Raw genomic sequence first — 12,838 nt, forward strand, 5'->3', positions numbered from 1 at the left:
CTGACCGTGGCGGACTCGTTCGACTTCACTCCGAATGTCAGCGGGTTCCCCGCGCCTGCATTCGACCTGAGCGGATCGCTGCCGGCTGGCTTGTTCTTCCATTCATCGACGGGCGAGGTCGTGGGAACGGCCGGCGACAACGCCGTTGGTAGCTACCCGGTCACGGTGACCGCGACCAACGAAGCCGGAACGGACACGTTGACCTACACGATCGAGGTCATCGCCGGCGACGTCGCCACCATGACCCTCACGCCTTCGGACACCACACCCGATCAGGGCGACACCATCACGATCGACGTCGACGGCTTCGACGCGTTTGGCAACCCGACCGGCGACGAAACCACCAGCACGACCTTCACCAGCTCGGTGGCCTCTGACGCCATCAACGGCAACGAGCTGACGTTCAACGACGCGTCACCCCACATCATCACCGCCACTCACGACACCACCGCAGTCACGGCAACAACCACCATCAACGTCACACCCACACCACCCGCGGCCACACCCACCACAGAGCCAGCAGTCACCGCCGGTGGGTTGCTGCCCGACACCGGAGGACTGACCCTGGGCCTGCTGGCGCTCGCCCTCACGCTCACCCTCGCCGGCGCCGCCCTGATCACGCACCGCCGCAGTGGGTCGCGGTCTTGGTCGTGAATAGAGGGGGTCGGAACTCGCGACTCAACGGCTCTTCGCACGAACTGGACGAGCTCGCCATCATTCAGATGGATCCCTCGGATGCCATCGCCGTCGTTCACCTTCTCATTGCGGCACCCGAGACTCAGACGCATCTGTCCTCTGGTTCAAGCAACATCGGAGAGGTTCAGGGGTCACGCCGTGTTCGCACGCTGTAGTTGGGCCCGATCGCCTCGCGCGCATCGAACGTGACCCAGATGAATTCCCGCGTGCTGTCATCGACCAGCTTCACGTCCGATGGGATGACGGCATCTGCACGGACGAGTTGCTGGCGAGCCAACCGATTCCACGCCAAATCCGAACCGGTCTCTCGACGCAGCTGGAGGGCCCTCCCGTACGGATCGAGGGTGAACCCGCAGTCGTTGTTGAGATTCGACGTCAGCGCATTCGCCACAGCAAGGTCCGAGGTGCGAAGCGTCCACACGCAGGGTGAGTCCTCCACTGCGGCCGCCAAAGAGTCGTGTGGAACCGCGATGTAGAGACGGTCCGCCATGGACACGGCGACGGTGCTGGCCAACGCCAGGGTCGGAATCACTGCCACGAGGGGCCGCCATCGACGCACGAGCGCATCGATGGCCAGGCCGAGAGCCAGTGCACCAGCGGGTGCGATGAACGCCGTGTAGTGCCGAAAGAAGCTGGGAGCCAAGATCAAGACGACAGCTTGAAGCGCCAGCAGTGAGCCGAGCCACGCTGCATCAGGCCAGGTCCGCGGACTCTCACGGCGCGCGACGGCCATCAGCGTGGGAGCGATGATCCCGACTGCGCCCGCGATGGTCACCAAAGCTACAGCCGCGAAGAAGTGGCCATCGTGGAAGGAGCCATCCAGAGACGTGGACACCCGACGAATCCATCCAAGGTCCCGGGATTCCCGGTCGACTTGTATGCCCACGATCAGGGTCATGGCTCTGGTCGGATGGAGAATCACGAAGGGAAGGGCCACCGTCGCCGGGGCCACCACAAGGCCAGTCGCGAAGCGGAAGAAGGCCGGGCGGCCCAAGCGGTACAGGACGAACGGCAACGCGACCAGCACGTACGGCACGGCCCAGATCTTGATGATGCAGGTGAGCCCGATCAGTGCACCAGCGAGCACGATGCGTCGCGGCCATCTCGCCACGATGAGAAGGGCCAGCAAGAACATGGTGCTCTGGACCGTGACGAGATTGAGGCGAAATTCGGAGATGACCGTGACACCCCAACTCGCATAGATGACGCCACCGGCGATCGCGGCCGTCTTGCCGTGGTGCCACAACACACGGGTCACCAGCGCTGCGTTGAGACATCCCAGGAGAACGAACGCTTCACGAGCCAGGAAGATCCCCACGCTGTCGTTCACCACCATGCCGACGAGCGCGAAGGGAGCGAGGATGATCAAGATCCCCGGGGGGTGGAGGAACACGAGGTCGCCATAGGGTGTCATGCCGTGCAGGAGCGCCGAGGCGGTCGCGTAGTAGACACCTTCATCGGTGTTGGACTGATGGAGGAAGGCCCCGTCGGCGACCGGCCAGATGGTCCGGAGGACGAAGGCCAGCACAAAGACAGCGCCCACGGCCACGCGGCGTGACGGCGAAGCGATGATGCGCATGTCTGACTCCGCAAAGGATCTGGAGGGTGAGCCACCCGGTCGGAGTCAGGTGCACCGACCGTGATCGATGCTACGGAGTGGCTTGGTTCAAAGCCCGACCTTCGGCCATGTCGACCGTGCCAACCTCAACCCAGCATCACCCCCTGCGGCTGGCGACACCCCAGGCGGCAGTGCGCCACAATTGAGTCATGCGTGAAGCAGTGATCTACGACCTCGACGGCACCTTGTGCGACACATCGTCCATCGAGCACCTGATCGAGGGGGAGGAGCGCGACTTCGCTGCTTTCCACGCGGCGTCAGCGGAGTGTTCTCCGCGGCAGGAGGTGCTGGCAGCCGCCCGTTCCGATCACGACGCCGGACGAGCCGTGCTGGTGGTGACGTCGCGCGAGTTCATCTGGCGCGATCTGACCCTTGACTGGTTGGCGCGACACGACGTGCCCCACGACGGGCTGTATCTGCGTGTGGTCGGCGACTACCGCACGGACCTCGTTGTCAAGGGCGAGATCTGGGATCACCTGGTCGAGGACGGTTTTGCGGTGGTTGGCGCGTGGGACGACAAGCAAGGCGTGCTGGACGTATGGGGCCATCGCGGCGTCGGAGACCTGCACCTCGTGTGAGTTCGCGACACGGTGAATCACAGTGGTGTTGTCCTCTGGGCCCCCATGGGCCACAATGGATCCAGAGTGGTACCACCTTGAGCGCTGGGGAAGGCGAAACAGGGAGGCACCATGAACAGCACATCGACCCACCCCTCCACCAGGGGTGTCCTTTTTGTGCACTCAGCTCCGTCGGCACTGCTGCCTCACATCGAGTGGGCGGCGGCTGGCGTGCTCGGTGGCAAGCCCGACTTGGCATGGGTCAAGCAGCCCGCCGAGCCGGGCACCTACCGTGCTGAACTCTCCTGGCAGGCGCCAGCTGGCACGTCCGCGACTCTCGCCTCGGCCCTGCGCGGGTGGGAACAGCTGCGCTTCGAAGTGAGCGAGGAGCCGACCGCCAGCAGCGAGGGCGCCCGCTACTCCTTCACCCCCACGCTCGGCATCTTCCACGCCCTGACCGGGTTGCATGGCGATGTGTTGATCCCGGAGGACCGCATCAAAGCCTTCCGCGCCAAGGCAGCGACGGGAGACGTCGACATCGAATCGGCGCTTGATGGCCTGCTCGGCCTCGCGTGGGACAACGAGCTCGAGCCGTTCCGTCACGCTGGTGAGGGCGCGCCCGTTCGCTGGTTGCACCAGGTCGTCTGAGCACGGCGCCGCGCCTGACAGGCGCGGCGACGGGTCAGCCGATCAGCACCTTCACCGTCGGCGTCTTCTCGCCGGTCTCCTCGTTGAGGAGCCGGAACTCCCGTTCGCCGGTGCGCGACGTGTAGAGCTCAGTCTTGAATCGACCGTCTTCGCGCGTCTTGGTGGTGATCGGGAAGTCGTCCCAGTCGGTGCCCGGCTCGCGCACCTGCACCTGCAGATTCACCCCGTCGCCAGCGGACGGGAAGGCACCGGACAACACGAACCGTTCGCCCGGCGACACCTGCGACTTCTCGGCGTTCAGCGTGGGGTCGGGAGTCGCTTCGTTGGTGGGGGCCGGCGTGGGCGTGGGGGCGGGGGTGCTCTCGGTGGGGGTTGGAGTGGCCGTCGGCGCGTTGATGGGCGGCAGGCTCACGTCGCTGATTCCAGAGGCAGACACCACGGCCGACATGCCAAAACCGAAGACACCCCCGACCAGCACGCCTATGACCGCCATCCACGTGACCAGGCCCATGGTCTTCTGCTTGAAGTGGGGACCATGGGGGTGGGGGTCCAGCTGAGGGCGGTCGACGACATCCGCGGCTGGCATGGTCGCTGTGGAGCTGGCCGCCGCGACGACCGGCGCCGCAGACTGCGCTGGGGTCGATTTCTTGGGCGCCGTCTTTGACGTGATGGCCTTGGTCTTGGCCGTCGGAGCCTTCTTGGCGTCTGACGCCACGGCGGTCACCGCGTCGATCGCGTCTTGGACCGTGCGCATCGTGTCGATGGTGTCGTCGCTGAGGTGCACGTCAAAACGGCGCCCGAGCTCCTCGCCGATCTCGACGATCGTCAACGAATCGCTGCCGAGCTCGCTGAAGCGCGCGCGGGGGGCGACATCGTCCTCATCGCAGCCGAGGACCCGCACCGAGATGTCGGTGATCTGTTCAAGAATCTCTGCACGCGTCGCCACGAACCTGATTCTACGGGTCGTTCGATGGCGGTGAGACAAGGATCACGAGCGCGTCGCCGGACTGCGCGTCAACCCCTCGCGCCCCTACGATGTGACGATGGATCAGGGTCCCGAAGTCCAGTACGTCGTCGTGCACGGCTACCGACGCGCATTTCGTATTCAGGGATCCGGACCAGCGCTGCTGCTGCTGCACGGTTTGGCCTGCGATTCGTCCACATGGGCGTCGGTGATCCCCGAGCTGTCCAAGCACTTCACGGTGATTGCGCCTGATCTGCTCGGTCACGGTGAGTCTGACAAGCCCGATGCTGACTATTCGTTGGGCGGCTACGCCAACGGGATGCGCGACCTGATGACCATTCTGGGCATCGACAAGGCGACCGTGGTCGGACACAGCTTCGGCGGCGGTGTTGCGATGCAGTTTGCGTATCAGTTCCCCGAGCGCACCGAACGCGTCGTGCTGGTGTCGACGGGCGGCCTGGGTCGCGACGTCACGCCGATGATCCGATTCCTGACGGTGCCGGGCTCCGGCTTGGTGCTGCGCGCAGCGACCTTCCGGCCGTGGCGGCCACTGGTGGCGCGCACCCTCGATGCACTCTCGCACCTGCCGATCGGGGCGACCCGCGATCTGGGCGAGGTGTCTCGCATCTACGTGTCGCTGTCGGATCCGGCCACCCGCACCGCAGTGCAGCGAGTCACCCGCCACGTGCTGGACTGGCGGGGCCAGTTCGTCACCATGACCGACCGCAGCTACCTGGCCCGCCTGATGCCGGTCCTGGTCGTGTGGGGTCGCGACGACCTGGCCATTCCGTCGCGGCACGCCGAGCTGGCGCCCACGCAGGTGCAAGACGTCCACGTGCTGGAGGACGCCGGTCACTTTCCGCACAAGAACCACCCGGCGGAGTTTTGTCGGCTGGTCGTCGAATTCGTGGCGGAGAATGCGCCGGCCTCGTACCACCGCGGTCGATGGAGGGCCCTGCTGCGACGCGGCGACCAGTTCGAGCTCACCAGCGTTCCGCCAGTCGTGGCTGCGGTCGATGCGGCCGCCGAGACACACGTCAGCTGACTTTCGCCCGATCAGAACGCGGGGGAGTGCGGCGTCGTGGGTGGCGACTCCGCCATTTCTTCCGGCGTTCCCGGATCGATGCGTCTGCGCTTCTGCCAGCGTGCGTTGCCGGTGACGACGGCGCCGATGGCGACCGCGGCCCAGCCGATCAGAAGGCCACCGACGTCGTCGGCCACGTAGTGCCAGCCGAGATACAAGGTGGCCATGATGGTGAAGCCGAGGTAGGCCCAGCCCACCGTGCGGATCCACTTGGCGGCACCCGCGTAGTGCAAGAAGAGGGCGGCCGTGAACACGACCGACACGTGCAGCGAGGCGAATCCGGCGATGCCGAAGATGCTGCCGCCCTGCGGATCCTCCTTGAAGTTGAACGCGCCGCGCAGCAAGGACATCTGCAACGCTGACGCCCCGTTCTCGGGCAGGTCGTAGTACGACTGCGGCTGGTAGAACGCCGGCCCAAGAGTGGGGAGGATGTAGTAGCTGATGGTGCCCAGCACCCAGTTGAGGCTGATGGCGGTGGCGTACCAGGCGCCCACGGTGTAGTCGCGCACGAGCACCAGCACCGCGCCCACGGTGATGGGGACGACCGGCAGGTAGAGCACGTAGAGAACGGCCAGCACCTGGGCCATGACCGAGGTGCCAAGCATCCCGTGCAGCACCTCGGCGGGATTGTTGCCGAAGAAGAGGAAGTGGTCGAGCTCCAGCAGCTGCTTGTCGTAGAGCGTGTCCTCGCGCAGAATCGGCAGGTAGCTCTTGAGATTGCGGTAGCTGACGTAGCAGATGTAGAAGGCGATCATGCCGGTCGCGACATGGCCCAGGCGGTGCCAATTCCACTCATCGCGGGTGATCGTGCGCATCCCCGGGATGACCCGGCGCAGGCCGTACCGGTGGATCGACTGTGGCACGATGCCGGCCGCGAAGATGACCAGCGCGATCATCGGGAGCCGGATGTAGGCCGGTCCGAGAAAGCCCTCTGGATCCTTCAGGCCGACGCCGAGGGTCTGCGAGTAGTAGACCGCTGTGGCCCCGATCGTCACCGATACGAGCACGGCAAACGTGTAGGGCCAACGGAGCATGGAAGCCATCCTATTGGCCACGACTGAGAGGTGTCTGTGAGCGGTCTCCCCTCAGGCGTCGCCGCCCTCCTGAGCGACGTCTGCCACGGCAGTCGGGTCGTCGATCCGCAGCGTCGTGAAGGCACCCTGAGCCACCGACGGTTCGATGACGCCGGCCCGTGCGAGCTCGGCGAGCGTCGCCACCACGATCGACTCTGCATCGATCTGGAAGTAGCGACGGGCCGCCGCGCGAGTGTCAGCGAATCCGAACCCGTCGGCCCCGAGCGACTGCCATGGACCCGGCACCCACCGGGAGATCTGGTCCGGCACAGCCCGCATGTAGTCGCTGACCGCAAGGCTCGGGATGTCGCCGCCACCAGATGTGGAGCGGAGGCGGTCGCTGATCCATGCGGTGCGCGGCTGCTCGCTCAGGTGATTGAGATTCCACTGTTCGGTGCTGACGCCGTCGCGAGCGATCTCGTTCCAGGACGTGACCGACCAGACGTCAACCCCCACTCCGTACTCGGTGGCCAGGATCTCCTGGGCCTCCACGGCCCACGGCACCGCGACGCCAGAGGCCATGATGCGGGCCTGCGCCGGGGCGTCGCCGCCACGGGGTCGCAACAGGTATGCGCCGCGCAGGACGCCGTCGGCGTCGAGGTCATCTGGCTCGGCAGGCTGGATGGACGCCTCGTTGTAGACCGTCATGTAGTAGATCACGTCCTCACCGTGCGGGTGGTCGTCCGTGCTGCCGTACATGCGGTTGAGTCCGTGCTCGACGATGTGGGCGATCTCGTAGCCAAAAGCCGGGTCGTAGTGCACCACGGCCGGATTGGTCTGCGCCATCAGCGGCGAGTGACCGTCGGCGTGCTGCAGGCCTTCGCCGGTCAGCGTGGTGCGACCGGCGGTGGCACCGATCAGGAAGCCACGCGCCAGCTGGTCGGCCATGGCCCAGATCGAGTCGGCGGTGCGCTGGAATCCGAACATCGAGTAGAACATGTAGACCGGAATCATGGGTTCGCCGTGCGTCGCGTACGCGCTACCAGCGGCGGTGGCCGAAGCCATCGCGCCCGCTTCGCTGATGCCCTCGTGCAGCAGCTGCCCCTCCGGCGACTCCTTGTAGGCCAGCAGCAGCTTGCGGTCGACCGAGTCGTAGGTCTGTCCAGCTGGGTTGTAGATCTTCGCCGACGGGAACATGGAGTCCATGCCGAAGGTCCGGTACTCATCGGGAGCGATCGGCACGATCCGACGGCCGATCTCCGGATCCTTCATGAGATCGCGCAGGAGGCGGACGAATGCCATGGTCGTGGCGACCGACTGCTTGCCCGACCCTTTCTTGAGCTCGCTGTACAGGTTGGTCTCGGGCAGCTTGACGCTGACCGGATCGACCTTTCGTTGCGGCAGCGAGCCGCCGAGCGCATCCCGCCGGGCGGTCATGTACTGAATCTCCTCGGAGTCAGCGCCCGGGTGGTAGAACGGCGGCAGGTCGTCGCGGTCGATCTGCTCGTCGGAGATCGGGATGTTGAGCCGGTCACGGAAGCCCTTGAGGTCGTCCTTGGTCAGCTTCTTCATCTGGTGTGTCGCATTGCGGCCCTTGAACGACTCCAGCAGCCAGCCCTTGACGGTGTGCGCGAGGATCACGGTGGGCTGGCCGGTGTGATTCTGCGCCGCCTCGAACGCCGCGTAGACCTTGCGGTAGTCGTGGCCGCCGCGGGGGAGCCGCTCGATGTCCTCATCGGACAGGTGCTCGACCATCTTCTCCAGCCGCGAGTCGGCACCGAAGAAGCGCTCACGGTTGTACGCGCCGGTCTCGACCGAGAGTGTCTGGAACTCACCGTCAGGGGTGCGGTTCATCTGATTGACCAGCGCTCCGTCGGTGTCGCGGGCCAGCAGGTCATCCCACTCGCGGCCCCAGACCACCTTGATGACGTTCCAGCCGGCGCCGCGGAAGTACGACTCCAGCTCCTGGATGATCTTGCCGTTGCCGCGCACCGGGCCGTCCAGCTGCTGGAGGTTGCAGTTGATGACAAAGGTGAGGTTGTCGAGCTCTTCGCGGGCCGCGATGCCGATGGCACCGAGCGACTCTGGTTCGCCCATCTCGCCATCGCCGAGGAACGCCCACACGTGCTGCTGGCTGGTGTCCTTCATGCCGCGGTTGTGCAGGTAGCGGTTGAACCGGGCCTGATAGATCGAATTGATGGCGCCCAAGCCCATCGACACGGTCGGAAACTCCCAGTAGTCGGGCATCAGGCGCGGGTGCGGGTACGACGACAGGCCTCGGCCGGCGCCGTGGGAGTGCTCCTGGCGGAACCGGTCGAGCTGCTGCTCGTCGAGACGACCCTCCAGGTACGAACGGGCGTAGATGCCAGGTGCGGCATGGCCTTGGAAGTACAGGTGGTCGCCGCCACCGGGGTGGTTCTTGCCGCGGAAGAAGTGGTTGAAACCCACTTCGTAGAGGCTGGCGGCCGACTGGTAGGTGGCGATGTGGCCGCCGACGCCGAGGCCGGGTCGGTTGGCGCGCTAGACCATCACGGCGGCGTTCCAGCGGATGTAGGAGCGGATGCGGCGCTCGATGGCCTCGTTGCCGGGGAACCAGGGCTCACGCTCGGGCGGGATCGTGTTGATGAAGTCAGTACTGCGGAGGCCGGGAACGCCCACGTTCTGCTCGCGGGCCCGCTCCAGCAGCCTCAGCATCATGTACCGGGCGCGCGAACGACCACGGCTGTTGACCATCTCATCGAGAGACCCGATCCACTCTGCGGTCTCCTCGGGATCGATGTCGGGGAGCTGCGTGGGGAGGCCCTCGTGGATGACGGGCGGGCGCTCGTGTCCGGGCTGTTGGCCCGGCTGGCCGGATTGCGGCATGGTGACTCCTGGAATGCGTCTTGTGGACCTGTCCATCAAACCACTCCGCGTTCGCTAGGGTGTGACCGGGAAGCCCCAGCGGACGCCTACTTATCGGTAGATTTTTGCTCGCTTCCCGGCAGACATTTTCCAGCACGAGGAGGAGCAGAGTGGACGCGGCCAAGTTGGGCTTCGAGCCTGACACCGTCATCCAGGAGTTGGGGTGGGACGAGGACACCGATGAGGACCTGCGGGTCGCCATCGAGGACTCCACTGGCAACGCGCTCGTCGATGGTGACTACGGAGACGTCGTCGACGGCGTCATCTTGTGGTGGCGCGACGGCGACGGTGATCTCACCGATGCGTTGGTCGACACGCTGCGCGACGTCGTGGAGGGCGGTCCGGTGTGGTTGTTCACGCCCAAGATCGGTCGCCCCGGCTATGTCGAGGGTGCTGATGTCGCGGAGGCTGCCCCCATCGCGGGACTGTCCACCACCACGACGTCCTCGGCTTCGACGGACTGGGCCTCGACCAAGCTCTCCACCCACAAGCGCTGACTGTGCTCGGCGTCGGTCAGCCGGCTCCTGACTTCGCCCTGCGCGATCAGCACGGCCAGACCGTGACGCTGGCCGACCTCGCGGGCACGCCAGCTCTGCTGGTCTTCTTTCCCTTCGCGTTCAGCGGGATCTGCTCCAGCGAGCTGGCCGATCTGCGCGATCACCGGAGCACCTTCGACAACGCGGGGGCGCGAATCCTCGGCGTCTCGTGCGATCCGATGTTCGCGCTGCGGGTCTTCTCCGATCGCGACGATTTCGGTTTCCCGCTGCTGAGTGACTTCTGGCCGCACGGCGCGGTCGCTACGGCCTACCAGTGTTTCAGTCCAGAGGCGGGCGCGGCCACGCGCAGCTCTTTTCTGGTCGACGCCGCCTCGACGGTGCGCTGGACGATCTCGCACGATGCCGGTGAACGTCGAGACATCGACCTGCACCTCGAAGCTTTGGCACAAATTCATTGAGATTTTGGTCAAAACCCTGCGCAGCAGGGCCCCGGGGTGATTCCATGATTCCGCTGCGGCTGTCAGGGACCCGAGACCTTGACAGCCGCACTTTTCATGTCGCTGGGCTACCGTGATCTCCGGCAGTCCCGAGGGCGAATAGCTCAGCTGGTCAGAGCGTCCGGTTTACACCCGGAAGGTCGGGGGTTCGAGCCCCTCTTCGCCCACCCGTCGTGACGTAGATTCTCCGGCAGCGCCGGACCGTCCAGCGAGCGCGTGCCCTGAGGGTCACGAACCACAGACGTCGTCCACGACCTGCTGCACCTGGGTGAAGCCGCTGACCGAGCCCGGGTCGCCCGCTGCCTTCAGCTGTGCGACGACCACCACGCCGTAGTCGTCGCGCAGCACCTGGAACGCGCGTGAAGCGTTCTGGTCGACCAGTGCGACCACGCCCAGCTCCGTGCCCTGGGCGAACGTCACCGTGAAGTCGTCTGTCACCAAGCCGCCGACCCGTTCGACGATGTCTTGGGCGTCGTCGGATCCCGTGTCCTGGCCACAGGTCAGGTTCGGTGCGGTGACGAGGGACGCCTGCTCACCCTGCGGAGAGCAGCACGCGGTGCTCGTGCCGACGAGGACCACGAGCACCACGGCGAACAGGGGACGGCGCGGCCGGGGGGACATGGCAGTCATCTTCGTGCCGCAGCTCAGCGGTGGCAACGGCAGATGACTGCGGTGTCCGTGTCGGCTGACACGATGACACCATGACCTCGAACCCGAGCTCGACGACCACGACTGACGCCACCGCGGCGCTGCAGCGCCTCACCGGGATCGAGGCTGCGGTGTTTCACGAGGGGCAGCTCGAGGCCATCCGGGCGTTGGTCGACGACCACCGCCGGGCCCTGGTCGTGCAGCGCACGGGCTGGGGCAAGTCCGCGGTCTACTTCATCGCCACGCTGCTGCTGCGGCAGCGTGGAGCGGGTCCCACTCTCTTGGTGTCGCCGCTGCTGGCCTTGATGCGCGACCAGGTGTCTGCGGCCGAGCGGGCCGGCGTCCGGGCCGTGGCGATCAACTCCACCAACCCACACGAGTGGGAGCAGACTCGCGCGGCGCTCGATGCCGATGAGGTCGACATCTTGTTGGTCTCGCCCGAACGGCTGAACAACCCGCGATTCCGAGACGAACAGCTGCCAGCCTTGGTGGCCCGCATGGGCTTGCTCGTGATCGATGAGGCGCACTGCATCTCGGACTGGGGGCACGACTTCCGACCTGACTACCGGCGACTGGCCGAGCTCGTCGCCGCGCTGCCAGCTGAGCTGCCGGTGCTGGCCACCACAGCCACGGCCAACCAGCGCGTCGTCACCGATGTGGCCGAGCAGCTCGGCGGTGACGCCGAGGTGCTCACGATCCGAGGATCGCTGGCTCGTGACTCCCTGCGGCTCGGCGTTCTGGACCTGCCCAGCACGCGGCACCGACTCGCGTGGCTGGTCAGCCATCTGTCCGACCTGCCCGGGAGTGGCATCATCTACGCGCTCACGGTCTCGGCCGCCGACGACACCGCCCGTCTGCTGCGCGAAGCCGGTCTCGACGTTCGGTCCTACACCGGGCGCACCGACACCGACGAGCGCGAAGACCTTGAACGCCAGTTGAAGGACAACGAGCTCAAGGCGCTGGTCGCCACCAGCGCTCTGGGCATGGGCTTCGACAAGCCCGACCTTGGCTTCGTCATCCACCTGGGTGCGCCATCGTCCCCCGTGGCGTACTACCAACAAGTGGGCCGAGCGGGTCGTGCCACCGACCACGCCGACGTCCTGCTGCTGCCCGGCCGCGAGGACCGCGACATCTGGACGTACTTCGCCACGTCGTCCATGCCCAGCCAGGATCGCGCCTCGGCCGTCATCAGCGAGCTCGGCACCGACCCCATCTCAACGCCCGCCCTTGAAGCGTTGGTCAACATTCGACGCAGCCCGCTCGAGCTGCTGCTCAAGGTCCTCGACGTCGACGGGGCGGTCCGCCGAGTCCAGGGCGGATGGATCGCCACGGGTCAGCCGTGGTCGTATGACCGGGAGCGATACGACCGCATCGCCGCTGCCCGCACGGCCGAGCAGGAGGCCATGCTCACCTACCAGCGCACCACCGAGTGCCGCATGGCGCTGCTGCAGCGCGATCTCGACGACGAGACGGCCCGACCTTGTGGTCGATGCGACACCTGCACCTCTCCCTGGTATCCCGTCCACGTCGACGACGCTGCAGGTCAGGTGGCTGCCAGCACACTGTCCCAGGTGGGGGTCGAGATCGATCCGCGAGCTCAGTGGCCCACGGGGTCAGCCGTGGCCAAAGGCAAGATCTCGCCGGCGGAACGTGCCGAGACGGGTCGCGCTGTGGCGCGTCTCACCGATCTCGGCTGGGGTGGCACGCTGCGC

Annotated in this window: 11 protein-coding genes, 1 tRNA gene and 1 pseudogene; 8 read left to right on the top strand and 5 right to left on the bottom strand. The window is 66.1% G+C overall.

The features are described 5' to 3' along the window. The coding region (locus tag WB508_RS08400) for an Ig domain-containing protein (protein WP_423844435.1) at nt 1–654 on the top strand (654 nt) is incomplete at its 5' end. Nucleotides 655–820: 166 nt separating this feature from the next. Here WB508_RS08400 and WB508_RS08405 read toward each other — a convergent pair. Continuing rightward, the gene (locus tag WB508_RS08405; protein ID WP_423844436.1) at nt 821–2,275 is read right to left on the bottom strand and encodes a glycosyltransferase 87 family protein; all 1,455 of its coding nucleotides are present in this window, start codon (nt 2,273–2,275) and stop codon (nt 821–823) included. Nucleotides 2,276–2,463: 188 nt separating this feature from the next. On the opposite strand from WB508_RS08405, the gene WB508_RS08410 reads away from it, so the two are divergent. Together WB508_RS08410 and WB508_RS08415 are read left to right on the top strand one after the other, a co-directional pair. Further along, nucleotides 2,464–2,892 carry a hypothetical protein gene (locus WB508_RS08410; RefSeq protein ID WP_423844437.1) on the top strand — a complete coding sequence of 143 codons (429 nt, stop codon included), beginning with the start codon at nt 2,464–2,466 and terminating at the stop codon, nt 2,890–2,892. 111 nt (nt 2,893–3,003) lie between these two features. Then, entirely contained in the window at nt 3,004–3,519 is a 516-nt protein-coding gene (locus tag WB508_RS08415) for a DUF3145 domain-containing protein (RefSeq protein WP_423844438.1), read from the top strand. Between the two features lie 34 nt (nt 3,520–3,553). Here WB508_RS08415 and WB508_RS08420 read toward each other — a convergent pair whose 3' ends face one another. Further along, the gene (locus WB508_RS08420) at nt 3,554–4,465 is read right to left on the bottom strand and encodes an acyl carrier protein (RefSeq protein ID WP_423844439.1); all 912 of its coding nucleotides are present in this window, start codon (nt 4,463–4,465) and stop codon (nt 3,554–3,556) included. 97 nt (nt 4,466–4,562) lie between these two features. Between WB508_RS08420 and WB508_RS08425 the strand changes: the two genes are divergently transcribed. Continuing rightward, the gene (locus WB508_RS08425) at nt 4,563–5,528 is read left to right on the top strand and encodes an alpha/beta fold hydrolase (RefSeq protein WP_423844440.1); all 966 of its coding nucleotides are present in this window, start codon (nt 4,563–4,565) and stop codon (nt 5,526–5,528) included. Between the two features lie 11 nt (nt 5,529–5,539). Here the strand turns inward: WB508_RS08425 and WB508_RS08430 are convergent, their stop codons facing one another. Further along, a complete protein-coding gene (locus WB508_RS08430) occupies nt 5,540–6,601 on the bottom strand; it encodes a phosphatase PAP2 family protein (protein ID WP_423844441.1) in 1,062 nt (353 codons plus the stop codon). Between the two features lie 51 nt (nt 6,602–6,652). After that, a pseudogene (gene aceE / locus WB508_RS08435) lies at nt 6,653–9,445 on the bottom strand (pyruvate dehydrogenase (acetyl-transferring), homodimeric type). 149 nt (nt 9,446–9,594) lie between these two features. On the opposite strand from aceE, the gene WB508_RS08440 reads away from it, so the two are divergent. From WB508_RS08440 to WB508_RS08450, 3 genes are all read left to right on the top strand, one after another. Beyond that, nucleotides 9,595–9,981: a DUF3052 domain-containing protein gene (locus WB508_RS08440; RefSeq protein ID WP_423844442.1), complete on the top strand. Its 387-nt coding sequence runs from the start codon at nt 9,595–9,597 to the stop codon at nt 9,979–9,981. A 2-nt stretch (nt 9,982–9,983) separates the two neighbouring features. Continuing rightward, complete coding sequence (locus WB508_RS08445) at nt 9,984–10,439, top strand: peroxiredoxin (RefSeq protein ID WP_423844443.1); 456 nt, start codon at nt 9,984–9,986, stop codon at nt 10,437–10,439. A gap of 132 nt (nt 10,440–10,571) precedes the next feature. Continuing rightward, nucleotides 10,572–10,645: transfer RNA gene (locus tag WB508_RS08450), tRNA-Val, on the top strand. A 61-nt stretch (nt 10,646–10,706) separates the two neighbouring features. On the opposite strand, the gene WB508_RS08455 is transcribed toward WB508_RS08450, so the two are convergent. Beyond that, nucleotides 10,707–11,099, bottom strand: a complete 393-nt coding sequence (locus WB508_RS08455; protein ID WP_423844444.1) for a hypothetical protein — start codon at nt 11,097–11,099, stop codon at nt 10,707–10,709. A gap of 80 nt (nt 11,100–11,179) precedes the next feature. On the opposite strand from WB508_RS08455, the gene WB508_RS08460 reads away from it, so the two are divergent. Next, the coding region (locus WB508_RS08460; RefSeq protein ID WP_423844445.1) for a RecQ family ATP-dependent DNA helicase at nt 11,180–12,838 on the top strand (1,659 nt) is incomplete at its 3' end.

This window comes from Aeromicrobium sp., from assembly GCF_049586495.1.
GTDB lineage: Bacteria > Actinomycetota > Actinomycetes > Propionibacteriales > Nocardioidaceae > Aeromicrobium.

Coding starts and splice junctions, on each gene's coding strand:
- WB508_RS08410 (WP_423844437.1), top strand. CDS start 2,464: ATGCGTGAAGCAGTGATCTACGACCTCGACGGCACCTTGTGCGACACA.
- WB508_RS08455 (WP_423844444.1), bottom strand. CDS start 11,099: ATGTCCCCCCGGCCGCGCCGTCCCCTGTTCGCCGTGGTGCTCGTGGTC.
- WB508_RS08415 (WP_423844438.1), top strand. CDS start 3,004: ATGAACAGCACATCGACCCACCCCTCCACCAGGGGTGTCCTTTTTGTG.
- WB508_RS08405 (WP_423844436.1), bottom strand. CDS start 2,275: ATGCGCATCATCGCTTCGCCGTCACGCCGCGTGGCCGTGGGCGCTGTC.
- WB508_RS08425 (WP_423844440.1), top strand. CDS start 4,563: ATGGATCAGGGTCCCGAAGTCCAGTACGTCGTCGTGCACGGCTACCGA.
- WB508_RS08430 (WP_423844441.1), bottom strand. CDS start 6,601: ATGCTCCGTTGGCCCTACACGTTTGCCGTGCTCGTATCGGTGACGATC.